24 protein-coding genes and 1 pseudogene are annotated in these 26,901 nt (G+C 38.7%); 7 read left to right on the forward strand and 18 right to left on the reverse strand.

Annotation, left to right across the window (positions count from 1 at the left end; translation table 11 throughout):
- Positions 1-18 precede the first annotated feature (18 nt).
- On the reverse strand, positions 19-993 hold the full coding sequence (locus CWS20_RS13570; protein WP_066191997.1) for a proline dehydrogenase family protein: 975 nt from the start codon (positions 991-993) through the stop codon (positions 19-21).
- Positions 994-1,013: 20 nt separating this feature from the next.
- Positions 1,014-1,997 (reverse strand): proline racemase family protein, encoded by a 984-nt coding sequence (locus tag CWS20_RS13575; protein WP_066189659.1) that lies wholly within the window; start codon positions 1,995-1,997, stop codon positions 1,014-1,016.
- A gap of 170 nt (positions 1,998-2,167) precedes the next feature.
- On the opposite strand from CWS20_RS13575, the gene CWS20_RS13580 reads away from it, so the two are divergent.
- On the forward strand, positions 2,168-3,553 hold the full coding sequence (locus CWS20_RS13580) for a sigma-54 interaction domain-containing protein (RefSeq protein WP_066189656.1): 1,386 nt from the start codon (positions 2,168-2,170) through the stop codon (positions 3,551-3,553).
- A gap of 57 nt (positions 3,554-3,610) precedes the next feature.
- On the opposite strand, the gene CWS20_RS13585 is transcribed toward CWS20_RS13580, so the two are convergent.
- From CWS20_RS13585 to CWS20_RS13615, 7 genes are all read right to left on the reverse strand, one after another.
- Positions 3,611-4,909: an MFS transporter gene (locus CWS20_RS13585; RefSeq protein WP_066189654.1), complete on the reverse strand. Its 1,299-nt coding sequence runs from the start codon at positions 4,907-4,909 to the stop codon at positions 3,611-3,613.
- A 22-nt stretch (positions 4,910-4,931) separates the two neighbouring features.
- A complete protein-coding gene (locus tag CWS20_RS13590; RefSeq protein WP_066189651.1) occupies positions 4,932-6,503 on the reverse strand; it encodes an AMP-binding protein in 1,572 nt (523 codons plus the stop codon).
- 204 nt (positions 6,504-6,707) lie between these two features.
- The gene (gene lepB, locus CWS20_RS13595; protein WP_066189649.1) at positions 6,708-7,250 is read right to left on the reverse strand and encodes a signal peptidase I; all 543 of its coding nucleotides are present in this window, start codon (positions 7,248-7,250) and stop codon (positions 6,708-6,710) included.
- A 12-nt stretch (positions 7,251-7,262) separates the two neighbouring features.
- Entirely contained in the window at positions 7,263-7,712 is a 450-nt protein-coding gene (locus CWS20_RS13600; RefSeq protein WP_066189645.1) for a hypothetical protein, read from the reverse strand.
- 72 nt (positions 7,713-7,784) lie between these two features.
- Positions 7,785-8,555: a hypothetical protein gene (locus CWS20_RS13605; RefSeq protein ID WP_066189637.1), complete on the reverse strand. Its 771-nt coding sequence runs from the start codon at positions 8,553-8,555 to the stop codon at positions 7,785-7,787.
- 23 nt (positions 8,556-8,578) lie between these two features.
- Positions 8,579-9,010, reverse strand: a complete 432-nt coding sequence (locus tag CWS20_RS13610; RefSeq protein ID WP_066189634.1) for a hypothetical protein — start codon at positions 9,008-9,010, stop codon at positions 8,579-8,581.
- A 668-nt stretch (positions 9,011-9,678) separates the two neighbouring features.
- A complete protein-coding gene (locus CWS20_RS13615) occupies positions 9,679-10,275 on the reverse strand; it encodes a hypothetical protein (protein ID WP_066189630.1) in 597 nt (198 codons plus the stop codon).
- Between the two features lie 148 nt (positions 10,276-10,423).
- Here CWS20_RS13615 and CWS20_RS13620 point away from each other — a divergent pair, with 148 nt between their 5' ends.
- Positions 10,424-11,947 (forward strand): amidase, encoded by a 1,524-nt coding sequence (locus tag CWS20_RS13620; protein WP_066189628.1) that lies wholly within the window; start codon positions 10,424-10,426, stop codon positions 11,945-11,947.
- A 305-nt stretch (positions 11,948-12,252) separates the two neighbouring features.
- On the opposite strand, the gene CWS20_RS13630 is transcribed toward CWS20_RS13620, so the two are convergent.
- Positions 12,253-12,720, reverse strand: coding sequence for a VanZ family protein (locus CWS20_RS13630; protein ID WP_066189622.1), 468 nt, complete (start codon positions 12,718-12,720; stop codon positions 12,253-12,255).
- A gap of 92 nt (positions 12,721-12,812) precedes the next feature.
- A complete protein-coding gene (locus CWS20_RS13635) occupies positions 12,813-15,260 on the reverse strand; it encodes an Ig-like domain-containing protein (protein ID WP_066189619.1) in 2,448 nt (815 codons plus the stop codon).
- Positions 15,261-15,435: 175 nt separating this feature from the next.
- Between CWS20_RS13635 and CWS20_RS13640 the strand changes: the two genes are divergently transcribed.
- Entirely contained in the window at positions 15,436-16,317 is an 882-nt protein-coding gene (locus CWS20_RS13640) for a phosphotransferase family protein (protein ID WP_066189616.1), read from the forward strand.
- A 35-nt stretch (positions 16,318-16,352) separates the two neighbouring features.
- On the opposite strand, the gene CWS20_RS13645 is transcribed toward CWS20_RS13640, so the two are convergent.
- From CWS20_RS13645 to CWS20_RS13665, 5 genes and pseudogenes are all read right to left on the reverse strand, one after another.
- Positions 16,353-17,009, reverse strand: a complete 657-nt coding sequence (locus CWS20_RS13645; protein ID WP_066189612.1) for a carboxymuconolactone decarboxylase family protein — start codon at positions 17,007-17,009, stop codon at positions 16,353-16,355.
- Positions 17,010-17,140: 131 nt separating this feature from the next.
- Positions 17,141-18,604, reverse strand: a complete 1,464-nt coding sequence (locus CWS20_RS13650) for a CoA-acylating methylmalonate-semialdehyde dehydrogenase (protein ID WP_066189610.1) — start codon at positions 18,602-18,604, stop codon at positions 17,141-17,143.
- Between the two features lie 165 nt (positions 18,605-18,769).
- Positions 18,770-19,196 (reverse strand): annotated as a pseudogene (locus CWS20_RS13655) (GntT/GntP/DsdX family permease); the annotation flags it as partial.
- 22 nt (positions 19,197-19,218) lie between these two features.
- Positions 19,219-20,412 (reverse strand): iron-containing alcohol dehydrogenase, encoded by a 1,194-nt coding sequence (locus tag CWS20_RS13660; RefSeq protein WP_066191995.1) that lies wholly within the window; start codon positions 20,410-20,412, stop codon positions 19,219-19,221.
- Positions 20,413-20,562: 150 nt separating this feature from the next.
- Positions 20,563-22,380 carry a sigma-54-dependent Fis family transcriptional regulator gene (locus tag CWS20_RS13665; RefSeq protein WP_083957130.1) on the reverse strand — a complete coding sequence of 606 codons (1,818 nt, stop codon included), beginning with the start codon at positions 22,378-22,380 and terminating at the stop codon, positions 20,563-20,565.
- An 86-nt stretch (positions 22,381-22,466) separates the two neighbouring features.
- On the opposite strand from CWS20_RS13665, the gene CWS20_RS13670 reads away from it, so the two are divergent.
- The gene (locus CWS20_RS13670) at positions 22,467-22,712 is read left to right on the forward strand and encodes a hypothetical protein (RefSeq protein ID WP_066189605.1); all 246 of its coding nucleotides are present in this window, start codon (positions 22,467-22,469) and stop codon (positions 22,710-22,712) included.
- A gap of 456 nt (positions 22,713-23,168) precedes the next feature.
- Here the strand turns inward: CWS20_RS13670 and CWS20_RS13675 are convergent, their stop codons facing one another.
- The gene (locus CWS20_RS13675; protein ID WP_083957129.1) at positions 23,169-23,753 is read right to left on the reverse strand and encodes a TetR/AcrR family transcriptional regulator; all 585 of its coding nucleotides are present in this window, start codon (positions 23,751-23,753) and stop codon (positions 23,169-23,171) included.
- Positions 23,754-24,024: 271 nt separating this feature from the next.
- Here CWS20_RS13675 and CWS20_RS13680 point away from each other — a divergent pair, with 271 nt between their 5' ends.
- The gene (locus CWS20_RS13680; protein WP_066189602.1) at positions 24,025-24,759 is read left to right on the forward strand and encodes a glucose 1-dehydrogenase; all 735 of its coding nucleotides are present in this window, start codon (positions 24,025-24,027) and stop codon (positions 24,757-24,759) included.
- Between the two features lie 204 nt (positions 24,760-24,963).
- On the opposite strand, the gene CWS20_RS13685 is transcribed toward CWS20_RS13680, so the two are convergent.
- Positions 24,964-25,092, reverse strand: coding sequence for a YuzL family protein (locus CWS20_RS13685; protein ID WP_083957128.1), 129 nt, complete (start codon positions 25,090-25,092; stop codon positions 24,964-24,966).
- Between the two features lie 90 nt (positions 25,093-25,182).
- Here CWS20_RS13685 and CWS20_RS13690 point away from each other — a divergent pair, with 90 nt between their 5' ends.
- Both CWS20_RS13690 and CWS20_RS13695 read left to right on the forward strand, forming a co-directional pair.
- Positions 25,183-25,431 carry a YkuS family protein gene (locus CWS20_RS13690; protein ID WP_066189599.1) on the forward strand — a complete coding sequence of 83 codons (249 nt, stop codon included), beginning with the start codon at positions 25,183-25,185 and terminating at the stop codon, positions 25,429-25,431.
- 191 nt (positions 25,432-25,622) lie between these two features.
- Complete coding sequence (locus CWS20_RS13695; protein ID WP_066189597.1) at positions 25,623-26,870, forward strand: cysteine desulfurase-like protein; 1,248 nt, start codon at positions 25,623-25,625, stop codon at positions 26,868-26,870.
- Positions 26,871-26,901: the final 31 nt, after the last annotated feature.

Here is a 26,901-nt window from a genome sequence, read left to right on the forward strand (position 1 = left end):
TTCTCCCCTTCTATTTTGTTAATCCACTCGTTTTTTAGTTAGCCTTCCTAAAATAAATGCACCCGCTCCAATACCAATAAGTGTATTTGTTTTTTTATTGAACACCTGCTTGCTCACCAGCTGTAAATTTTGCGGACGCTCTGCCAATCTACGCATAAAATAACCATACCAATCATGTCCAAAAGGAACATATGTACAAAAATTAAATCCTTCCTTCGCCAGTTCTAACTGCATTTCTTTTCTAAAACCGTATAGCATTTGAAACTCAAATTTATTTGATGGAATATTATTTTGCTTTACAAACTTTTTTACATGATTGATTACATGATGATCATGTGTCGCTATAGATGTGAATTTGCCATGAAGCAAATGATATTCTATTAGCTTCAAATAATTTTTATCAATATCAGATTTACCCTGCATCGCTAAATGATCGGGTTCTTTATATGCTCCCTTTACAATTCTAAGACGGAAATCCTTATATTTTTTAATATTTTCATCCGACTCAAAAAAGTATGCTTGAATAACCGTTCCGATATTATCGTATTCTTTTGAAAGTTCATCTATCAAATCAAATGATGGATGGAGATGACCGTAATCTTCCATATCAAAGTTAATAAATATATCATATTGATATGCGGCATGAACAATTTCACGAAGATTTTCTAAGCAAAATTGATAGCTTATATCTAAGCCAAGCTGAGTAGGCTTTAATGAAATATGTGCATCAACCTGCTCCTTATGAATTGCCTCAATCACTTCGAGAATTTGCTCCTTTGCTTCAATGGCTTCTTTTTCTTCAAACACAAATTCTCCTAAATTATCGATTGTTGCAGAGATGCCTAATTGATTTAAATCTTTTACACTATTAATCATTTCATCAATATTTGTTCCTGCTACAACGGATTGGGCGCCGAGCTTCAGTCCCCAGCGTTTCGCGCCTTTGTTAAGTAATTTATTTTGTGATAATGCAATAAAAAAATCTTTTGTCATATTCATCTGTTTATATCCTCCTATGCTAATAAAAATCCTTCTTTGTATGGGTCTGTTTCATCTAACAAAAATTTATGAATGCCTGTTATCCATGCTGATCCCGTAATCTTAGGCACAATAGCCTCGTATTCACCAACTGTAGTAAATTCTGCAACTGTCCCTGTAAACTGCGAACCAATAATACTTTCTTGTATAATTGATTCACCTCTATCCAAATTCAATGTAGACAATTTTGCACATGTGCCCGTACCGCATGGTGAACGATCAATTTGGCCGTTCCCAAATACAACAACATTCTTATAATGATACTTGTCCTTCTTTAAACTAAACTCGACTAAATCAACCGTCTTAATTTCTGAGATGGATGGGTGCTGTATTTGTAATTGGCTGTTAGCTGCTTCACGAATTTTCATCCCTAATTCAGTTAATTTATCCTTTTCTTCAATTGATAGCTGAAGATCAAACTGCTCTGCATGAACAATTGCGAAGAAACTGCCACCAAAAGCAATATCGACCTTGACAGTGCCCCATTTCTCTAATTGAAGAGATGCCTCTCTTTTATAAATGAAAGCCGGGACATTTATAAATGAAACATCCTTCACTTTACCTTCCTCGAAAGTCACATGACATTCAACAATGCCAGATGGAGTATCTAACAACACTTTTTCTTTCTTATCAATGATTCCTTGATTAATAGCTATTGTCACTGAAGCAATGGTTCCGTGTCCACACATATTTAAATAACCGCCGCTATCCATAAATAGTAAACCTAAATCACATTCACGATTGCACGGTTCAGTAAAAATGGCGCCAAACATATTCAGATGGCCTCTTGGTTCATGAATAAGAAGCTTTCTAATTGAATCCATATTCGCTTGCAAATATTGCTTCTTTTCCATCATCGTTCTGCCTTTGATTTCTGGAAGACCGTCAACGACGATTCTTGCGGCTTCTCCCATCGTATGAGAATCAATTGTTGATATAAATTGATTACGAGCAATCATTGTATTCCCTCCACTTCCTTCTTCCTTGCCTTTATAAATGCAAGCTTTGTGCCAACCTTTGAAAAGCAGGGATATAAGCGAGTTATTAAACTTTAGTAATCTACCAACTGTTCAAAAGGTTTACAATAGTGTAAATTCTGTATATACAACTTTTTTATTGGAGGCCAATCATGAATTTACCGACAGGAAAAAATGCACTGCTCTATTTAAAAACATTAATAGAAACGAGTTCAGATGGCATTTCAATCATCGACTCCACAGGAAAAGTTCAGTTCTGGAATTCAACAGCCGAAAAAATTTATGGAATTCCTTATTCAGATATTAAAGATCAGCATATAAGTCATTTTTTTAAAGAAGAGGATTTAAAACTATTAGAGATCCTTGAAACAAAGGCGCCTGTTTTCAATGTATATCATCAGCCAAGACCAGATAAACATGTACTAATCAGCTCTTCTCCTATTCTGGATGATGACGATGCGATTATTGGAGCTATTTCAATTGACCAGGATATTACGAATATTGTTAAACTGAACGAAAAACTTACTTTAACATCTGCTCAGCTGCAAAAGCTTAAACAGAACAGTCATGTCACGGAATATACGGGGCCTTTTGCTGAAATCAAAGGGAGTAGTTCCGCCATTCAAAAAGCAAAAGAACTGGCTTTAAAAGTAGCCTCCACGGAAGCAACTGTACTCATTCAAGGAGAAAGCGGCGTCGGAAAAGAGCTATTCTCCCAAGGCATTCATGACGGTAGCACCCGCAATAATAAGCCATTTATTCCTGTTAATTGTGGCGCCATTCCTGAAGCTTTATTTGAAAGCGAGTTTTTCGGTTATGAGAAAGGCTCATTTACAGGAGCTCATAAAGAAGGCAAGCCGGGAAAAATTGAATTAGCTCACCAAGGAACATTATTTTTAGACGAAATTGGCATCCTGCCGCTCGATATGCAGGCAAAATTATTAAGGGTTCTTCAAGAAAGAGAAGTGTATCGAATTGGGGGCAGTTCAGCGAAAAACGTAGATATACGGATTATTGCAGCGACAAATGCAGATTTAAAGAAGATGGTACAAGATGGACAATTTAGGGAGGATTTATATTACCGCTTAAATGTTGTTACATTAAATATCCCTCCTCTCAGAGAGCGAAAAGAAGATATTCCAGTTCTCATTAGTACTTTCATTGACGAATTTGCCGTAAAGTATAAAAAACTTTCGCCATCACTTAACAAAACGGCACTTAATTTATTTATCAGTTATGAATGGCCAGGAAACATAAGAGAATTAAGAAATGTAGTTGAAAGATTAATTATCTTTAATGATAAAAAGGCGATTGAAGCAATCCATTTAGCTGATGTATTTCCAGTAGAAGCAAGGACAGTTATACCAGAAGGGCTAGCGTACGATAAAGCGAAATTAGAGAAAGACAGGATAACAGAAGTGCTCAAAACAACTCATGGAAACAAAAGCGCTGCGGCAAAAAAACTTGGCATTTCACGTGTAAGCCTTTACAAAAAATTAAAAGACTATCAGATTAATCTAGATTTTGTACAAGAGTAATGTTCAAAATAACAAAGGGATATCAATTAGCTGATATCCCCCCTTCTAAATTCCTATCTACATCCCAGCTGTTTGATCCATTTTTGACTCATAGGTTGAGATCTTCCTTGTATCGGGAACAAATATAGATAATACAAATGAAAGAGTTAGAAAGACCATCATAAATCCGCCAAACACGAGCGGGGAAGGCCCATAAGATTCAGCCATAGTTGTCCAAAGCATCGGACCAAACCCAACAATGGCAGCAGCCAATTGGTAGCCAACAGAAAGCCCTGTGTATCGAACATTTGCTGGAAATAGTTCTGAAAATAGCGTTCCTTGTGTGGAAAAAATCGCGCCCCACAAAACACCCAGCATGACCGCCTGCATAACAAATAGCCAAGTTTCTCCATTACCAACGAGTGTGAAGTAAGGAATAGCTAAAATAAACATAAGTGCAAGACCAGTCATATAAATAACTTTTCTCCCAATAAAATCAGACAGATAACCTATTAGCGGTATAGTAATGATCATTGTTGCACATCCAATTGTTAATGCTGTCAATGCCCTTTCATTTCCATAGCCCAAATAACTCGTTGCATATACTAATATGAAGGACATCAGAAAAACATTAAAGAAACCATCGCCAAGCTTAAGACCAATCACATGAAAGACATTCCTGCCGTTATTGCGGAATGTTTCCACAATCGGTACATTAACGATTTCTCCACTTTCCTTCTGTTCTTGGAAAGCAGGTGTTTCATCAATACCGCTTCTAATCCAGAGGGCAAGAACAATGAGTACTGCACTAAAGAGGAAAGGAATTCTCCAGCCCCAAGCCATAAACTGCGCTTCAGTCGTTAAAAAGCTGATGATCGTCAAACTAAATGAACCCGCGACCAACCCGAGGGGAACGCCTAATTGCGGAACTGATCCATATAATCCACGCAATCCTTTTGGCGCATATTCAGTCGCCAAAAGAACAGCTCCGCCCCATTCCCCGCCTAATGCGATTCCTTGAATGAGTCTTAACAACACAAGTAAAATAGGGGCAATGAGACCAACCGCCTCATACGTAGGAAGAAGCCCAATTAAAAACGAGCTCCCCCCCATCCCAACCAGGGTCAGCATTAATGCAGCTTTTCTTCCAATCCTATCTCCGTAATGGCCAAAGATGATGCTTCCGATTGGCCTTGCCGCATACCCTACACCAAAAGTAGCAAAGGCTAGTAGCAAGCCAATTGCAGGATTTTCATTTGGAAAAAATAATGTAGAGAAGACAAGCCCGGTTGCGGTACCGTATAAATAAAAATCATACCATTCAATCACTGACCCTGATAAACTGGCAAACAGCACACGGCCTTTTTTCTTCTTCATATCGCGCCTCTCCCCACTAATTCTAGTATGCTAAATGATTTTTTTCATAGCTCTGTTTTAGCAGATGCTTTTGTATCTTTCCGACAGAGGTCCTCGGAAACTCTTTTAAGAATAGGATTCTATTAGGTACTTTAAAGTTGGCCATTCTTTCCTTACAATAACTGATCAGCTCCTTTTCAGTTACAGCTGCCTCTTGATGACAAATAATAAACGCAATAATCGCTTCATCACGAATGTCATCTGAAACACCTATCACAGCTGACTCATAGACAGAAGGATGACGGTTAAGGACGGATTCGACTTCACTTGCGGCAACATTTTCTCCAGACCTCTTAATCATATCCTTGATGCGGTCAACGAAATAAAAATAGCCTGCTTCATCCACCCTTGCGTTATCACCTGTATAAAGCCACCCGTTTTTTAAAGTTTCCGCTGTCGCTTCATTATTTTTAAAATAACCCTTCATTACTGTTCTGCCAGGCACACCTTTAACAATAATTTGACCTGCTTCTCCTAACGGAGCTTCATGCCCATTCTTATCTATTATCTTCACTTCATATCCAATTGTCGGTTTTCCCATACTGCGGTTCCTGCGGATCCCATCAATTGGATTCATTAATGGGACACCAATCGTTTCTGTCATTCCGTATAATTGCAATAAGGGGACATTAAATCTTTGTTCAAATGTTGATAACTGATCATCTGTTAAACTTTGTGCAAACCATATGACTCTCATCTCATTGTTACGGTCCTCTCTATCATAAGCCTGAGCCAAAATCATCCTCATTGGCGCCGCAAACAAAGAACCGACTGTCGCTCCTAATCGTTTAGCCTGCTTAAAATAGCGGGAGGCACTAAATTTCTCTGTCATCGCAATGCTAGCCCCGGCCGTCAAGGCAGACATTGTAGAATAATATTGCGCATTCCCATGAAAAAGGGGCAAAACGATTATTTGCCTGTCTTCCGGTGATAATCGAATCGATTTTGACATTACCTCACCAGCGAATAAATAATTGGCATGAGTAACTTGAACACCCTTTGGCTTAGATGTCGTTCCCGATGTATAAAGCATTGCGGCAATATCATCTGCTTCAATTAAGCTAGCGGGAAAAGATGTGTTTTCATGTGCCATTAAAAAGGACAGGCTGCGCTCTTTATGCTCACTACCCTCATATCGTGCCAGCCAAATATCATTTAAGTGTGGTAGATGTTGTTTCACTGCTTGAAACTTCTCCAAATACTCCAATTCTGTGATAAGAAGAACCGATTCTGAATGCTCCAATATATATTTCATCTCATCACTAGTTGATAATATATTCGTAGGCACCATCACTGCACCGATGCGTGCCAATGCAAACCAGGCAATCATAAAATCGATACTATTGGGTAAATGCAAAGTCACATGCTGTCCTTTTGTTATTCCATTCGTTAGTAGCGCACGCCCCAGCCGGTTCGTTTGTTCTTGAAATTTTTTATAAGTGAGCTCATACCGTTTCGCCTCTTTATCCTCAAAGATAAGGAAGGTTTTCTCTCCATACATTTTCACCTTTTCATCCAATAAATCTGTTAACGTCCGATTGCCAACAATGTCCATCTATCACTCCCCCTATGAAAGAAAACGCTTGCAATAAAATACAGAAAATTTAAATAATTTTGTATTCATTTTAGTTAAATGTTCGATTTCAGTCAATTTCATTTTAGATAAAGGCTAGAAATTCCTTCAAATGAATGATAAATACAAAATAAAAAGAAGCAAAGTTAGTCCTATTGGCACCCTTGCTTCAAGTTGTTCTATTGTTTATCGCCTAAGTTTAACCGCTAACGGAAACACCGAAAACACAATCTCGCCTCTTACCTGTGCAGATGAAACAAGACCTACTTCTGAGCTTCGGCTATCCAGGCTTTCGCCAGGAGTTCTATTGTCGCCCATGACAAAATAATGATCGTCCACTACTGTAATTTTTTCCATATCATTAGAAACTCCTGTAATATATTCTTCCTCCAGTGGAGTATCATTAATGAGGACAATGCCATCTTTGATTTCAACGGTTTCGTTTGGTGATGCGATAATTCTTTTAATGACGTCATAGCCATGAGGGTCATGGAAAACGATGATATCATCATTCTCCAAGTGATAATAGATTTGATTGAAAAGGAGGATTTGATTGTCCTTAATGGTTGGGTTCATTGAGCTTCCACTTACAATCGTAAAACTGATGGCATAATGGAAAATGCAAAAGAGAATAAGCATGGAGATGATAAAACCTATCCAGCTTTTCCATGAGGAAGTGTCGTTTGATTTTATTCTGGTTTCTTCTATCTTTTCACTGGCTGCTGCCATCTGCCTTCACCCTTACTTCGTTTGTTCGGACTGACCGACTGCTTCCATTTGCTCTTTTGCCGATTGCATAATCGCGTTTAGCTCTGCAATTGTTTCATCAACGTCTTCTCGTTCAGGGTCAAAGCTCTGAATAAGCTCATCTGTATAACTTTGAAGCTCATTTACTCTTTTTTCAATTTCTGATTGTGTCGTTGCTTGTATCTGTTTGTCAGCTTCCGCAATTTTCACTCGCATTTCTTCTTTCAGCCTGGCTGTTTGCTTTTCTTGTTCAGCTGCAACGGCATTCTCAATGGAGGCAATCGAATCGGCCTTTTTGTGTGCAAACCAGCTTGTTAGCATAGACTCCATATCTTCATTGGCAAATACAATACTGAAGCTGCTTCCGACCATTAGTACAACAAAAAGCATCCCTGCTACTAGCTTAATTTGCTTCTTTCCTTTCGACCTATGATTTCGCTCCATTGTCAATCCCCTTTCTTTTGATTAAAATCCTGAGACCTAATAAATATAGGCCCCAGGCAAATTAAACCCCCTTTACTCGTTGCCGATTCCTGCAACTACATCATCCAAGCTCTGTTTTGCATCAGCTTCAAGCTCAGCCGCTTTTGCAGTAATGATTGCTTGCTGCTCAGCAACCATACCAGCTAAAATTCTATCAAGTTCCTCACGAATTTCTTCACCTTTCCAAACCGCTTGATTATTCAAATTGCGAGATACGATTTCAGTATAATCATCCACATCAGCTGTCAGCTCTTCTTTTGCACGGATAATGGCACTTTCTAATTCAGATACTGCGTTTTCTTTAACAGTATTTAGCTGATTAGTCACCTCAGTTACAGCTTCCTGTCCCTTTGCACCAGTATGATTGCCAAAGTCCGCAACTGCTGTACCCTGCATTTCGTTACCTTTAGCTAAGATTTCTAATGAGCCACTAAGGAATAGATTGTAAAATTGATATTCCATTCCCAGCTCAATCGCAGCTTTTTCTGCATCTAATGATTGAATATGGCTTTCCTTAGCGCTGTTTATAGCTAATGTGGAATTTGCGATGGCACTGTCACGCGTTCCATTGATTTGTGATGTTGCCAACTCTTTTAACACTTCATTTTCTGCTCTTAACTGTGCTAGAATTCGTTCAAAATTTGCATTAGACTCTGCTAAAACTTCCTCACTAGTCTGATTGAATAAATTATCATACCAGCTTCTAAGTGCCCCGCCTGCATCTGTATTAGCTAAAGAAAACCCTGCGCCTGAAATAATCCCCACTGCTACTACACCTGCTACCATTTTCTTTTTCAACTTCATCTTCTCTACCCCTTTTTTATAGATTATTGGCCTAGTATTTCTGCTAAATAACGCGCCGCTTCAGCGTCCATCTTTGCGTTTATTTCTTCCTTTTTCTTTTTTTCGTAATCGGAAAGGTCCTGGTTCGACAATTCTTGCTTTACTATTTGTAATCTATTTAGGTAATCATCATGATAGTTTTCAATTGAACTTTTCGTATCATTAGTAGAGGTATGAAGAAATGCATCCATTTCTTCTTTTCTCTCCTTAAGAGACTGGCTGCTTTGCTGTGAAAGCTTATTTGATAAGGCAATAAACTCTCCTCTTAAATCTTGAGTGATTTTATCATTGCTTATCCGTAAATGCTCACTCGCCCAGGCGAGTAGTGTTCCGCCTGTGTAAGCATTAGCCAATATTGCCGTAAATCCTGTCAAAAAACAAAAGGCGACTGTGATGATTAATGCCTTCTTCAACATCACTCGTTCCCTTCATACTTATATTTGGCATTCATAGGGGAGACTCTCATCGGTGTGCACCATTTTCAGGATAAAAAATAAATAATGCCCATTCTATCTCATAATTCTTTTATCCTAGAAAAGCGGCCTCCCCCCTTTCATCAATAGGATTGTTCTTTCTTAAAAACTTATATGTTCTTGATACAAAACACTAAAGGAAGTATAGTTCAATGTATTTTCGTTGAAAAACTTCAAAATATACCAAAAATTCAGAATAAAAACCTTAAATCTCTGTTTTCCTTTATTTTTCTATCGATTCCATTAATTTCTAATAGTGAAATCTTCAAATCATGTGCAAAAACATTGATATATCAACGTTTAAACAGCTTTTCACGGTTTTGAAATTAAAAAATGATACATATCGTCTAGTTTATTTTACTTTTTTATATAGATCATAAGCGCTACCTCTTCTATATTTTTAGGAAAAACGATCTTAACCATAGTAAGCTAAAGGACTGATGAACTTAGCCGCTAAGTTACTCTCGCTCATTTGCATAACGAACTCAATTAAATTAAATAACACCCGCTAAAATACCCAAAAAATAAAAATTCCCCTTCAATTAGAAGGGGAGAACTATTGTGGGAAATCATTCATTAAGTGAGGATGATTTGAGGTCTATCATTTGAAGTTATTGCTTCTGGAGCTGCGCTTTAATTCTGGCAATTTCTTTTTCACTTTGTCCAACCTTATCCCAAATAATATCCTGGTCAATCTGCATAAAATTTAGCTTGTCCATTATTTTTTGATGATTATCTTTAAGGTCGCCTTCAACGGCAGCGAGCTTACCATCAAATTTGTTTTCTAAACCTTTCAGTCCGCTATCAAGTTTTTCGTCAAATTTACAGCCTAAAACCGTTAACTTATCATCGAACTTGTCGCTTAAATCTTCTAGCTTTTTATCAAACTTACTGCTTAAATCCTCAAGCTTTCCATCAAACTTATTACTTAAATCTTCAAGCTTTCCATCAAACTTATTGCTTAAATCCTCAAGCTTTCCATCAAACTTATTGCTTAAATCCTCAAGCTTTCCATCAAACTTATTACTTAAATCTTCAAGCTTATCATCAAAATTTTTGCTTATTTGGACGGTAGTCTTATCAAGCTTTTCATCGAACTTATCGCTTAACTGAGAAATCGAAATGTTCAGCTTCTGATTCATATTTCCGGTCATCTTAATTAAACTAGCAATCATTTCTTCCATTCTGGCTAGTCTTTCTTCTGACATATGATTCACCTCCTTTTTACTATTTTATAAGAAATACTTCCTATTGTCATCTTGATTTTTGTTAAATTATCTCACAGAAAATATGAATTATTACAATATTTATAATAGAATGAACTATAACAAAACGGAACAAGGAAGGAGAAGTGCAGTGGAATCAAATACAGTTATCAATTCTAGCAAAGAAGAGTTTCTATTTGCGGAAATCACTGTCGAGAAATTACTGGATGGCTACGCTGAAAAAGAATATACAGCAGAAGAGGTTGTTCAATCCTACCTTAAACGGATAGAAAAATATCATTCTTCATATAATGCATTTACCTTTATTAACAATAATGCATTAAACAAGGCAAGGGAAATTGATCGCAAAATGGCAGCAGGAGAAAAATTGGGCGTTCTCGCAGGAATACCTATCGTCATTAAAGAAGCTGTTGATGTCGCTGGTTTCCCTTCGACTTTTGGCTGGGCACCACTGGCGAAGGATGCTGGTGGAATCGAACTCATTCCCGCAAAAGATGCAACTGTAGTTACAAGATTAAAAGAAGCGGGAGCAATTATTTTAGGAAAAACGAACATCCCTGCTTTTAGCTGCGCTTATAACGCAAACTCCAGCTGGAAAGGACCTACTTATAATGCAGTAGACCGCAACCTCACACCAGGTGGAAGCAGCAGCGGAACAGCAACCGCTGTATCCGGAAATTTCGCTGTCCTCGGCGTAGCAGAAGAAACAGCCGGATCCATTCAAGTACCAGCCGCAGCCCAAAGTTTGGTTGGCATTAAACCATCATTTGGACTGATTCCCACAACTGGGGTCACTCCGCTAGCCGGAAGTACGAGAGATGTGCTCGGACCACACGCACGTACAATAAAAGATACAGCGATCATGCTCGATGTCATGGCTGGCTATTCATCCGACGACCCCAAAACGGTTTCCAGTACGGTACCAGCAGCAGGCTACACTTCTTTTTTAAAAGAAAATAGCTTAGAAGGAAAACGGCTCGGCCTTTACGGATCAGGCTGGAGGAAGACACAATTGTCGCCGGAAACAAATAAGCTGTATAAAACCGCTGTTGAGCGAATAAAATCTCAAGGTGCCCAAGTCATTGAAGATCCATTTGCAGGGACGGGACTTGCCGATTTTATGAAAACAACTGCTACATTTCTCGGCATGGAATCCTTTTTCTATGACTTGCAAAGCTATTTAAAGAATCTAAATCGCGAATTGACTGTTGAAAAAGTATTTGATAAGGCTGGCAAAATCCCCTGGAAAGAAGATGGTCCACTTCGACCTGTCTTAAACAATATTAACTTAGAGACCGCTCGGCAAAATGCAGAAAGGCTGCCAGATCTAACTGAATTTAATTCAGTCAAAAACGAATTATTGCGCATCATTACACATGTAATGGCCGAAAACGAACTTGATGGCTTCGTCTATCCAACTTTTCTTGAAGCATTACCTGAACTAAAAGCAGAAAATATCGCCACATCCACGATTTCCGAGATTAATATTAGCGGATTGCCATTAGTGACAGTTCCTGCCGGTTACTATGATAGTGGTTCCCCTTTTGCGCTGGCATTCTTCGGTAAAATGTGGAGCGAAGGTGAATTGCTTGGAATGGCATTTGCTTATGAGCAGGTGAGTAAAGGCAGAGTGATGCCCGAATTAATTGGATAAAATTTATAAGTTAGACTGCTAAATAAACCGCGTAAGGCAAATATTTAGCAGTCTTTTTAGTTTTGAGTTCATTTTTTTGTTTTTGCATCGGATTTGGTTTTTTTGCGTTGCATATCCGATTTTTGCGTCTGATTTTGAGTTTTTGCGCCTCTCATTCGATTTTTGCGTCTGATTTTGAGTTTTTGCGCCTCTCATCCGATTTTTGCGTCTGATTTTATTTTTTTGCGCCTCTTTCGGCTTTTGCGTCTGATTTTGAGTTTTTGCGCCTCTCATCCGATTTTTGCGCCGGATTTTATTTTTCCGCGTCACTTTTTACAATAATTTCGCATTCTCTTCATTTTGGATCTACTTTTAATTAACGAAAATATCAATATCCCTGTCAGCGCACCTGAGCTGTCTATCAGCACATCTCTCACTTCTGCAGATCGCCCCGGGATAAAGTATTGATGCAATTCATCAGAAATCGCATATAGAATACAGATAATAAGTGCCATCCCTGCTTTAAAAACTGTCATACGTTTCCCCCTACTTAAAGCGTTCAGGACAAACACACCAAGGATAAAGTAAGCAAAGAAATGAGCATTTTTTCGTACAAAATGTTCCAGGAAATCAAGGTTGAAGTCTGCACTCGGGATGAAGCTTGAAGCAAATTTTATAATGGCATCTGTTACACCAGAACTTAATTCACTAGAGGCTGCTCCGGGCTGATGTGAAAGATAAAATATTAGGAGCATCCAAAGGATAACCGGTAGCCAGAGAATAAATTTTTTCATATGTTGTTACTTCCTTTATTAAGAATATGTATTAACTAATTATACAGTAATCAAATAAAGAGGATGCATAATCACTGCATCCTCCACATTTTCTATTTTACTGTTACCGATGTTGCTTTGCTCACGTTACCTGCGGCATCTTTAGCAGTTACACTCAGTTTTTTGCCTTGTTTTTGTTTTTTAATAGATACAGAGAATTTGCCTTCTTTATTTGCTTTCGCTTCTCCTAGCTTTGTGCTGCCTGCTTTTACTGTAACTGTGCTATTTGCTTCTGTTTTCCCAGTTACTTTTGTTGAGTTTTTGGTTACTTTATCTACTTTTGGTGCCGCTGGCGGCGTTTTGTCTTTAACCTTTACTTTTGTTGTCTTACTGACGTTGCCAGCGGCATCTTTAGAGGTGACGGATAACTCAACACCTGGCTTTTGCTTTTTGATTGAGACACTATACTTGCCGTCTTTATCGGCTTTGGCTTCGCCCAATTTTGTGCTGCCTGCTTTCACAGTAATCACAGCATTTTTTTCTGTTTTTCCTGTAACTTTAGTGGATTCACTCGTTACCTCATTAACTGATGGTGCTGCTGGCGGCGTTTTATCTGTTACTTTTACTTTTGCTGCTGCACTTATATTCCCAGCTGCATCCTTTGCAGTAACTGAAATTTCCACACCAGGCTTTTGCTTTTTAATCGCAACGCTGTACTTACCATCTTTATCGGCTTTGGCCTCACCTAATTTCGTACTGCCAGCTTTGATTGTGACTGTTGAGCTCCCCTCTGCCTTACCGGTTACTTTAGTCGCTTCACTCGTTATCGTATTTACAGTTGGCTTCGCTGGCGGGGTTTGGTCTTTTACAGTTACCTTTACATTTGAACTGATGTTTCCTGCTTTATCTGCTGCTGTCACCGTTAGCTCTATCCCAGCTTTTTGCTTTGCAATTGGAATTGAGAATGCTCCTTTTCCATCCACTGGTGCTTCAGCAAGTACTTTATTATCTTTTTTTACAGTTACTTTTGAGCCCAGCTCTGCATTGCCCTTAATCGCCGTCGCTTGGTCTCCTAATGTATTAACGACTGGTGCATATGGCTTGATTGTATCTTTAATGACTAGATAAGGGTTTCCAAAAATAACAGATTGCGTTCCCTTATTTCCGCTTGAGTAATCTGTCTGCAAGTATAAGCTGGAAGTACCCGCAGGAATATTTACAGATATTTTTTCTGATGGCGCATGATTAGTCAGTGTTTTTTTATATAAAACTTTTTCATCTCCAATGACGTAAACATCAACTGATCCTTTATCACTTAATCGCCATTTATTTTCTAATGAAACATTTGCCTCGAATGTAGTATGCTGATAATCTTTAATATAGAATTGCAGCCATTGTTCTTCTCCATCAAGCGATTCCATGCCATAGCCATAGCCTTCTAAACTTCCGTCCGCCAATTGAAAGGCATCATCCATCCAATGGTATTCAATCGCTTCATCAGCATATTTGGCATATGATCCATCAGTGTACCCAATCGTATGTAGACTGACTTTTGTGCTTGAGGGGCTCTGTGGAAGACTATTAGTTAAAATAGGATCTGCAAAAATTACTGCATGCTTGCCTGTCTTTCCTCCATCAGAAGCTGCCATTAATTTAACTGTTTTCGTACCGGCAGGAATAGCTGCCTTTACTTTTTTTAAGGCTGTATCATTAACAAATGTGGAGCTATATATCTTTTCGTCATCTGCGTAAATGATAAATTGAGTTTTACCTCTATCACCTGTACTCCAATTCTTATCAATGGAAATAGTCGTTTCAAGCGTCGTATATTTATAATCTGAAATATCAAACTCCGCCCAATTGACATTGTCACCATATGCTTGCGGATCAAAGCCAAATCCATTCCCTGCCAAAGTACCATTACTTAGTTTAAAAGGTTTGTCATCCCAGCTTGAAACATATAGATCCCAAAAATATGATTCATCACCCATTAATAAATCTTCGTTTAAACTAATGCTATTAAAAGCACTTGCAGCAGTTAATTTATTTGTTAATGTTGGGTTTCCAAAAATAGCACGGTGCGATCCTTTGGCACCGCGTTCCCAAACTGCCATGATGGTGATTTCTTTTGTCCCTTTTGGAATAGCCAGTTCTAACTTTTGTGACTTTGTTGTATTAGTGAACGTCTTTGTAAATAATTGCTTATTATCTGCATAAACAACAAATTCAGTATTTCCTAAGCTGCCTGTTTTAAAATTCCCATCTATCGAAATTTTTGTTTCAAAAGTTGTATACTTTAAGTTGCTAATATCATAAGTAACATACGCATCTGGGTAGGCGCCTTCCATCAAGCCTATTCCTTTTTTAATTGTTTCATTTTCTGAAGTTTTAAAGGCTTTATCATCCCACCCATCAATGTAAATATCCGCGTAATCGGCATAATCAACAATATAATCATCAGTCAAATTTAATGAATTTGATGAGGCATTTGTTGTATTTGCAAATGGGGATATAATAACAAACAACATACTAAATAATAGAACCCATGACACCTTTTTCATCGATAAACTCCTCTAGTGGTTTTGGATTTTTAATAAAAATAGAAAATTTTTCAATTTATATGAACCTATTATATTAGATATATTTTCCTGTCACAATATATTTATTTTAAAATTTAATATTTTAAAAACCTTATGATAAAATTGTTATAATTTTCTAGTTTAAGAAGGTGAAATAATGAAGAAAATGAAGGAAGCGATTAATTACTTCAAACTGAATGTCCAATCTATAGAGTGTGTCCCAGAATCATATGGATCAGAGGTGTATAAACTAACGCTGATTAATAAGGAATCGCTTTATATAAAAATTCCTTATTCAAAAGTAAAGCTTTATCGAGAATATGCGGTATTAAACCAATTGAAGAAGATTGTCAGAGTCCCGGAAATATTAGGGTTTTGGGAAGGTAATGAGGAAATGACCGGCGCCTTTTTATTAGAGGATCTAAAAGGCGTTCCATGTAATAAAAAAATAAGCGTTGAACTGGCATATGACATCGGCATACACCATGCAAAAATTCATTCTGTCTCAATGGAGAGCTATGGGAATTTCACTGAAGATGGTTTTGAAGCATTAAAACCGCATGACTGGCATGCCTTTGTCCGAGACAAGTTCTTTGATTTTGCACCTTCCGTAAAAGAAGTACTCTCTGCCGATTTATATGAAAAATCTATCCGCCATTTTGAAGAACATATTAAAGCTCTGCCGGCACCAGAGCCACCAGCTATCATACATATGGATTTTCGGCCCGGAAATATCCTTGTCAATAATGATTATGTTGTTGGGATCATTGATTTCGAAAGCTCCCGCTCGGCAGCTACTGAAATGGATTTTACTAAAATTAACCGCGACATTTTCAAAAAATATCCAAACACGAAAGAAGCATACATTGAAGGTTATGAAACAATCAGGCCTTTCATTGATTTAGACAGAATTCTGCCTTTTTATGCGTTTTATGATGCCTTCAATTCTATTGGATGGTCTTACAATCGGGGACTGGAAAAGCATAAGGGATTTTTTGAGGAGAATTTAGTTATATTGAAAAGTTTTATAGAGAAATGAAACCTCCTGAGCGCCTGCCTCAAGAGGTTTTTCTCTTATTCATCAAATGCATTTAAAGCATTAACGCCATGTGCAAGCGCAGAACCTGCTTTTAGCGCGGTCGCTACCATAATGCTTTCTACCAGTTCCTCTTTGGAAACTCCTTCAGATTTTGAACGTTTTGTATGAATGTCGATGCAGTAGGCACAGCCGGTAATGTGGGCTACCGCAACTGCGATAAGCTCCTTTTCCTTTTTGCTTAGCAAGCCAGCTTTCATCGCTTGTTCATCAAAGCCAAAGAATGCATTTACCGCTTCGGGAGCAGTATTTTTCAATTCATTCATCTTCTTTCCATTCGATCTTTTATAAAGTTCATCTTCTTCTGCACCTTCAAAAGCATTTAATGCATTGAACCCGTGGCTAAATGCTGAGCCCGCCTTTAATGCCGTTGCAACCATGGTTGCCTCGACCATCTCTTCTTTTGTTACCCCAAGTTTCTTGCCGTTGCCTACATGAATCTCAATGCAATAAGGACAGCCGGTTACATGTGCACAGGCGATTGCAATCAATTCCTTCGTCTTTTGCGGAATCACTCCATCTGCCAGAGCAGATTGATCAAAAGCAAAAAAGGCTTTTACAGCATCCGGAGCAGACTTGCCTAACTCTCCTATTCTACTAATATAAGATTTTTGATATAAACTATCGTTCGCCATTTAAATTCCTCCTATTTTTGTTTTCTACATAATTGATTCGTTAAATAATCGGATTTTCCCTTTAAAATAATCTTCGGATGCTTTCGACTACACTACAAAACCCCGGACATATCCGGGGCTCATATTTTTAGTTAAAACTCCCAACGCTGAGTCAGCATTTTTCTTCTTGTATAAAACTCGACACCATCTGTTCCATTGGCATGGAGATCTCCGTAAAAGGAGTTTTTCCAGCCTGAGAAGGGGAAAAAGGCCATAGGTGCCGGGACGCCGATATTGACGCCAAGCATGCCAACTTGGATTCTCTCTCTGAATTGGCGAACATCGCTTCCATTTTTAGTGAAGAGGCAGGCACCGTTGCCGAAATCGGATTTGTTTGTTAAGTCAATTGCTTCCTGTAATGTATTTACGCGGACAATTGATAGCACTGGAGCGAAGATTTCTTCTTTCCAGATCTTCATTTCAGGGGTTACTTTATCAAAGATTGTTGGTCCAATAAAATAGCCATTCTCATAATAAGCTTCATCTTTTCGCCCATCACGGACAAGGACAGCCCCCTCCTGCTCTCCGCTTTCAATATAGCCGGCTGTTCTTTCTTTGTGCTCCTGGCGGATGACTGGTCCTAAAAATACATTCTCATCCATTCCATTGCCAATCGAAATATGATTTGCAGCTTCACTTAACTTTTCCAGCAATGGTTCGACGACATCACCGACAGCGACAACAACGGCACAAGCCATGCACCTTTCACCTGCTGAACCATATGCAGCACCAATAATTTCTTTAACTGCACCATCCAAATCCGCACCTGGCATAACAATGGAGTGATTTTTCGCACCTGCCAAAGCCTGGACACGCTTTCCGTTTGCCGTTCCTGTTTTATATACATACTCAGCAACTGGCTGAGACCCAACAAACGAAATGGCTGGAACATCTTTATGCTCAAGCAAGCCATTTACGACGTCATGCGCCCCATGGACTATGTTCAATACGCCATCTGGCAAACCTGCTTCTTTAAAAAGCTCAGCTAGTCGATTGGCTAATAGCGGAGTTCTTTCCGACGGTTTAAGAACAAAGGTATTGCCGCAAGCTATTGCCAGCGGGAACATCCAGCAAGGAACCATCATCGGAAAATTGAAGGGCGTAATTCCACCAATTACACCCACTGGATAGCGATAGACCCCAGATTCAATATTCGTTGCAATATCAGGAAGCTGTTTTCCCATCATTAAAGATGGCGCACCTGCTGCAAATTCGACACATTCAATCCCTCTCTGCACCTCACCATATGCCTCTTTATAGCTTTTACCATTCTCCTGCGTGATCAGCTTCGCCAGCTCATCCCAAGCATCGACTAATAATTGCTGATATTTAAATAAAATGCGCGCTCGTTTTGGAACAGGCGTCTGACTCCAAGCTGCAAATGCTTCACTTGCCGATTGCACAGCAGCATTTACATCTTCCAGTGTAGAAATCGGCACTTTTGCCAGCTCTTCTCCTGTTGCTGGGTTTGGTACAGGCTGATATTGTTCCGTTTTGGCATTAACCCATTTGCCATTAATAAAATTTTTTAAAGTAGTAGTCGTTATTGTAGTCATTTAAATTTCTCCTCTCTCTATTAAAAAATTGAATATAATACAACTGCTAGAAGCATAACGATAGTTGGTACAACTACACTTAGCCAAAAAATCGACCAATAGGCGAGGCGATGTGTTTCTCCGCAGATAGATCTAATTGTTGTGACGACGTAGCCATTATGAGGCAGAGATCGATCCAAAAACCAAAGCGGCTGGAATAAACCTGTGCGGTAAATTTGCTGCTCTAAATAATGATACCGCAATCGGATAGACAGCAAATCCAACAACAAAAAGGCTGACTCGCCATACATCCTAATCGCAGCTGCGGCAACAACAGCAAACGCTGCTCTTTTTGCACCTAGCGACCGCTAATCCAATGAGCAATACTATCTGCTGCACCGGTTAATGCATAATTTTCCCAAAAATTACTCCGAACAAAAAGATTAAAAACCATAAAGCAAAATATCCGGTAAACCCTGTCATATAATGATCTGCCAATGCCATTTCCAGGTTAAGCCCTCCGGTTATAGCCACAACCACCGAACTTAAAATTACCGCAAAAATGATATTTTAAATACATTAGAAGAAGCAGCCCGGCAATCATACCCACCATCAATCATTTCTCCTTTCCAGATCTACTGCACTTCTTCCTTTTCAGCAAATTGATAATGAAAGCAAGTATGATAGAGAGTTTCCAGTTCTTCTCTGTTAGGGACTCTCGGGTTATTTGCCGGGCTGCCGCTTGCTAATGCATCTTCAGTCATTTTACTTACAGCTTGATTGAAGGCGCTTTCTTCTATTCCCCAGCCTTTTAGATTCGGAATATTCATGTTTAAACAGAGCCTTTTCACCGCTTTGACTGCCAGTTCTGCTGCTGCTTCATTAGAAAGATTTGTTTTCTCAGGTGAAAAAATACGGCCGAGATCAGCAAGACGGTCTATACATGCAGCCTTGCTAAATTCCAGTACAGCAGGTAAAAGCATTGCATTTGAATATCCATGGGGCACATGGAAGAGTGCGCCAATTGGTCTGGACATCCCGTGAACTAAGCAAACAGATGCATTAGAAAACGCCATTCCAGCTTGCAGCGAACCTAAAGACATCGCCTCTCTTGCTGTCAGATTCTCTCCATCCTCATAAGCTGCTTCAATATTTTGCACGATAAGCTCCATAGCCGAAAGTGCAATCATATCAGTCATTGGATGCGACTTTCTTGAGAGATAGGCTTCGACTGCATGACTTAGTGCATCGATACCAGTCGCTGCCGTTACATGCTTAGGCGAAGATATCGTTAATACAGGGTCCACTATTGCCACAGAAGGCATAAATGCGGGCTGCTTAATCATCATTTTCACATCGTTTGAAGTATTCGTGATCACTGTGACATCTGTTGCCTCTGAACCTGTTCCTGCTGTGGTCGGGATGACAATGTGCGGAACCGGCTCTTGTTCGGCTAGTTTTTTGCCGCCCATAAAATCGCCAATATAGCCTCCATTTGCAGCCAAAACAGCTACCGCTTTCGCAGTATCAATACAACTTCCTCCACCGATAGAAATGACAAGATCACATTGTCTCTTTTGAAACATTTCTAGTGCTTCTTGTACATATTGGTCAGTCGGCTCAGAGTCGACACCGAGATAAAGTTCGCTAGCTAAGTTTGCAGCTATCAACATTTCATTGCACTGTTTCGTATAGCCCAGTCCATCCATCACTTTATCACTAATAATAAGCGCCTTTGTTCCCTTTAATTTAGCTTGTTCACCTAATTTTCCAAATGAATCCCGTCCATATATGATGGTTTGTGGTGTTCTAAATATCGCTGCATCCATCACTTAGTTCCCTCCTTTTTTCTGACTATAAGAAAATTGCAAGAAGTGTGCCAAATTAAAAGCGCTGTTTTTTCAGCTTTCATGTGATGGCATGTGTTGTGTTCATCCTACAGATGTAGCGTCTATGTAGTGGACCCACTACACATTTTGTCAATAATTTATATGATGTCTTTTTAGTTTTTGGTAAAGTGTTGTTCGATGAATACCGAGGATTTCAGCAGCCTTTTTTTTATTTCCAGCCGCTTCTTTCAAAACATCAATAATAATCTCCTTTTCCCTCTTTCTCCCAATATCCTTCGCCTCCTCTATCAACGAGTGAGAATGAAAAGTCACTTGTTGGTTCTGGGTTTCTTCACCAATAAATTGCTTCAAGTGATGAACCTCGATGGTACGACTGTCAACAAGCGTAACAAGCCGTTCAACAGAATTAACAAGCTCCCGAATGTTCCCATGCCAGTCGTGTTGGCAAAGAAAAGAAATGGCATCTGAGGTAAAGGATTTTTTCGGCAAATGATATTTAGTGCTTACTTTTTCCAAATAAAAGGACAGCAAATCCGGAATATCCTGTCTGCGTTCCCGCAATGCAGGTATTTGAAGCTCAATAATATTGAGACGATAGTATAAATCCTCGCGAAAAGTGCCTTCTTTAATGCTCTCCTTTAAATTTCGGTTCGTTGCGGCAATAATTCTTGCATTCATGCGATATTTCTCACATCCCCCCACCCTTTCAGCCTCTTTCTCCTGCAGGACACGCAGCAGCTTTGTCTGCATCATTAATGGCATTTCGCCAATTTCATCTAAAAAAATCGTACCGTTATGTGCAAGCTCAAACTTCCCTGGCTTTCCGCCCTTTCTTGCACCAGTAAAGGCGCCTTCCTCATATCCGAATAATTCCGATTCAAACAGCGCCTCAGGAATAGCTCCACAGTTCACACTCATAAACGGCCCATTGGAGAACGGGCTTAAATGATGAATGCTCTTTGCGAACATTTCCTTGCCTGTACCGCTTTCCCCGGTAATCAACACCGTCGCCAATGTCCGGGCTGACCTCCTCGCAAGCCGTTTCACTTCAGAAATTTCAGGACTATTTCCGATTATTCGATCCAGCGTCATTCTACTATCCTCTTTTAGCTCAACCGATAGCGGCTGGTGTTTCTTTTCTTCCTGCACATAAGTCGCCTGCAGCGATTCATAGATTTTATATACCTCTGATACCCCTTCAAAAATTAGCATCCCGATGGCACCAACCACTTCATTTTTATTCCAAATCGGTATGCGGTGAACGACCATATCCTGCCCTTGAATTCTTTGTATCACACCGCGCTCTGGTGTTGCAGTTTGAACCGTCTGATGAAGATTCGTATTATCGATGACTTCTGTTACATGGCGTCCAATTGCATCCTCGCGGCGTACACCGGTAAACCGGCTATAAGCCTCATTAAATTCCATCAATACTCCATATTTATCGACAACCGCGATGCCTTCATAGGCTCTTTCTAATATAATTCTCAGCACCTCAGCAGAGTTTTCGGTTTGTTTTAGTTTAAGAATAAGCTTCGTATAACCGTCAATAATATCCCTTGATGTGAGTATTCCGATCACCTTTTCTTCCTCATCTACAACCGGAAGCTCCATACATGGCAGTGAAGCCGCACTAAATATCGAATCCTTCGCTCTCATATATGCAAAATTCCTTTTCGGAATGCGACTGATTGGCAGCTGCCGGTCATTCCCATTTATAAAATAGGAGAATAGTTTTCTTAAAGTAATCATCCCTACTAATCTATCCTGTTCATCGATAATTGGAAGACTGTCCACATTTAAGTGGTTCATCATCTCCCCCGCCTCCTGCAAAGTTTGCCCGTGACGAATGCAATACGGACTGGGCGTCATCCAATACTTCACTTGAAGAAACTCCTCGTGCCCGAGACCTAACTCTTCATTACCAATTAATCCTTCTATCAACATTGCAATGGCCTCCTTTAAAAAATAAATTCTATTTAAATAAGGAGAACCCTCTTTTCATGATGTATATAGGAGCGTAGACTCTACAAATGGTAAATTATTTTATAAAAACTAAAAATAAACATATGAAGTATTTAAATTCCTGGAATAAGAGCACTGCTGAAAAAATGGATGATTATCACAATAAAGAGGAGTCATGTTACAGCAACATAGGTAATTTAGTTTTATATATAGATATGTTTAGGGAGATCGATGCTATACCAATAGCAGTAACTAAATCGTTTAGGTGGAAGGTTGCTTTCCCTTTTCTCCATGTTGAAGCAGGAGGGAGGTGAACGCAATGGACATATTTTTGGACCTGTTAACAACTCTTGCTAAGGTAGTGAAAAAACCAAAAAGAAAACCACCCGTAAAAAGACTCGCCAGTTGGGGTGGTTCCATTAATTAAGTAACCTCCCGCTCAGCGGAAAATTACTAACTTTATAAAAATTATAAGTTTTTTCTTTAAATACTTACCTTTTCATCTCTAAAAATTTCTATGCCAACAAAGTAAAACAGACACCGCAAAAATCAGTATTTTAACTTACTTGTAGAAGCGATACATCTGATTGAATATAACCTTACTCAATCTATGACCATTTTTCGCCTACACACACCCGATTTTGGTTCCAGTTACTCAATCTGTGACCATTTTTTACTTACATACACCTAATTTCTGTTCCAGTTATACAATCTATCACCATTTTCTTCTTACCTACGTCCAATTTCGGTTCCAGTAAAGAAATTCATAATTAATTTATTCTCACGATCGCCTCGCCTAATTGGGTACTATATAAGAAGGCGAGTCTTTTGGCCATTTCTTCGGGCGTACTCTTAAAGCCTTCTTTAATCCAGTAGATGAAAAAACCTAATAAGGCATATGTTTGATACGAATTTATCGCTTCTACATCAAACCAAATATCATTATTCTCTATCATTAAATCGTTTCTGCTGATGTTTAAAATAGTATCGCAAAATTTATTTTGCGAACCTGGAATAACTTCACCCATTAGCATTAATGAAAACACGAACTTATTTCTGGAAACAAATTCAAAAATAGGAACGTTTCTTGTCGAATCAGATATAGAAAATGTTTTTTTTCCTTTAAAGCTATCTCTATAGTACTTCGCAAGTTCATTTAAATAGTCCTGAAAAATATCTGCTAATAATAGCGTACTATTCTCATAATGAGAATAAAAGGTTACTCGATTACAATGTGCAACTTTAGTAATTTCTGTAATGGAAATATCCTGAAAATCTTTGTTATTAATCAGCTCTAACATCGCCTTTTTTAGATTATTACGTGTTCTTAAAATACGCTTATCCTCATTTACCACTTAGTCTTCATGCCACCTTTTTTCATTTTTCTCAAAAGTATATCATGAAACTTTAACTATTATGATAGCCATTGGCTGTTCTCGTTTTCAAACGAGCTTATATACAGATTGGTTTCCTATGTCCCTAATAAAATTAACAGCTCGATACTTTAATAATTGTGCGCAGTCATTGACATTTAAATAGAATTCTGTTAATTTACACTTGTAGTATAAATATTTAGATGTGAAATTATTTGTTTTAACAATTATAAATAGGAGGGAATATATATATATGTCTCGATTAGAAGGGAAAGTCGCAGTCATTACAGGTGCCGCACAAGGAATGGGTGAAGCCCATGCTCGCCGCTTCGTTGAAGAAGGGGCTAAAGTTGTTATAACTGATTTAAATGAAGATAAGGGACTTGCAGTAGCCAATGATCTAGGAGAAAATGCAATATTCGTTAAACAAAATGTTACGAATGAAGAAGATTGGGCAGCTGTTGTCGCTACTGCAGAAAAGAAATTTGGACATGTGGATATATTAGTGAATAACGCTGGAATCACGATGGCTAAATCCATCCTGCAAACAACAGTGGAAGAATATCGCCGCATTGTAGAAATCAATCAGGTCTCTGTTTTCTTAGGGATGAAATCGATTATTCCATCTATGCAAAAAGCAGGTGGTGGGTCCATCATTAATATTTCTTCTATGAATGGAATTGTTGCCGGTGCAGTCGGTTATACAGATACAAAATTTGCTGTCCGCGGAATGACTAAAGCAGCTGCAATGGAATGTTCAAACTATGGCATTCGTGTAAATTCCGTTCATCCAGGTGTTATTGCTACTCCTATGGTTGTACAAGAAGATACTAAAGCAGCAGTGGAAGAGTTCTCTAAACAAATTCCTTTAAAACGAACAGCTCAACCTGAAGAAGTAACAAACATTGTTCTATATCTTGCATCAGATGAATCAAGCTATTCAACAGGGTCAGAATTCATCGTCGATGGCGGATTAACCGCTATGTAAATATTAAATAAATAACGCCATTTTGTTGTTTCTATCAAAATGGCGTTATTTCATATACTCCTCTGAAATATGCCATGCATAAATGAACAAAAATAAAAGCACTCTATTCAGACATTATTTCTTAATCTCATTTGATTCATCAGTAATAATAATTTACAAGCCTGCTAAGAAAAGACTCTTCTCCTTTCTTAACAAGCTTTTTCCTTACTTTTTCGTTTTATGATTAGCTGATGACATACTAATAGAACCTGTTTCGGTGTTAGTCGTCCCTTGCCCTTTTATTTCAGGAGAACTTAGTCCAGCCTTCGAAGCATCTTTTTTCCGTTTGCTCATTTTGACACCTCCTTCATATATTTTGTGTAACTACAAGGAATAAAATCCCCTTAAATTTGGAATATTATCCATTTAGAGGAGGTGTGAATAATGACAAAAAGAATCGCAGTTGAAAAGTCTCTTTCTAATGTTTCAGATGCACTTAGAGAAAAAGGTTATGATGTTGTTGAACTTAACAGTGAAGCTGGTCAAAATGAGAACTATTCAGCGGTCGTTGTGACAGGATTGGACTCAAACGTAATGGGGATGCAGGATGCTCAGACTTCCTCTCCAGTTATTGAAGCAAGCGGTTTGTCTGCAGATGAAGTTTGCAAAGAAATCGAGGAAAGATTGCAATAAGAAATACTTATAGTAGCAAACTAACAATAAGAAAAGGGTCATTGAATGGGATTCACTCCATACAATGACCCTTTTTATTTAACTGAGTTTTTAAAAAGTTTAGTGTATAAAACAGGAATATAGTAATTGAGCATAGAATGAGTCTACATATAAGCTTGATGCAACAAATCCATTGCTAAGGAGCTGATCATTTGAATCACCATTTTCCTATAGAAGAAGTGAGACATCACTTCCCTGCTCTTAATAGAAAAGATGACGGAAAGCCAATCATTTATTTTGACGCACCAGGCGGAACCCAAATGGCCGATTATGCGATTGAAAACATGTATCACTATCTTAGAAATGGAGTAGCCAACCTTCATGGAACATTTCAGTCAAGTATTGATACTGATAATTTACTGGCAGAAGCGCGACAAGCAGCGGCTGATTTATTAGGGTGCAACGATAATGAAGTTGCTTTTGGAGCCAATATGACAACCATGGCTTTTTCTATTTCCAGAGCCCTTGTGAACTACATAAATGAAGGTGATGAAATTGTCGTTACAGAGCTCGATCATCATGCGAATGTAGATCCTTGGCTTTCAATTGCAAAGCAACAAGGAGCGGTCATTAAATTTATTCGCTTAAATCAGGAAACTCTTACATTAGATTTAGCAAGCTTAGATGAACTGATAACTTCAAAAACCAGGCTTGTTGCTGTTGGCATGTCCTCTAATGTAACCGGTACTGTAACAGATGTGAAAGCTGTGATTGAAAAGGCGAAAGAACATGGAGCACTCGTTGTGATTGATGCCGTCCATGCTGTGCCACACTTAAAAATGGATATGCATCAACTAGGCTGTGATATTCTTCTTTGCTCTGCCTATAAATTCTTTGGACCTCATGTCGGCATTGCCGCAATAAAAGCAGCTTTATTTGAAAAGCTTACGTTTCATAAGCTTCAGCCTGCACCCGGTTCAATCCCTTACAAGCTGGAAACCGGAACACAAAATCATGAAGGCATTGCTGGAATTTTAGGAGCCATTCAATTTATTCGAGAGCTCGGACAAGGCAAAAACAGCAGAGAGCAAATCCTTTCCGGGATGGAGCGGATCGATGAATATGAAAAGCTGCTTTCTGCCGACCTTGAGTCTTTCCTGCTGTCCCAGCCCGATTTCCGCCTATATCGGCCGACATCAGGACAAAAAACTTCTACATTTTCCTTCACTATAAAGAATCACGACTCAAGAGAAGTGACAAAATGGCTCGCACAATATTATAACCTTTGTGTAGCAGATGGAGATTTCTACGCTGCCAATCTAGCTGATATTCTTAGCGTCAGGCCATATGGCGGCTGGATTAGAGTTGGTCTGACGCCATACAATACATTGGAAGAAATAGAGACGTTAAAAGAAGCATTGCAAGCTTATATTAAGCAAACATCAAAGATTCCACTTTAATAAATTCTTTATAAACTGAGGAGAGATACAT

It is taken from the genome of Cytobacillus horneckiae, assembly GCF_002835735.1.
In the GTDB taxonomy this organism is placed as follows: domain Bacteria; phylum Bacillota; class Bacilli; order Bacillales; family Cytobacillaceae; genus Cytobacillus; species Cytobacillus horneckiae.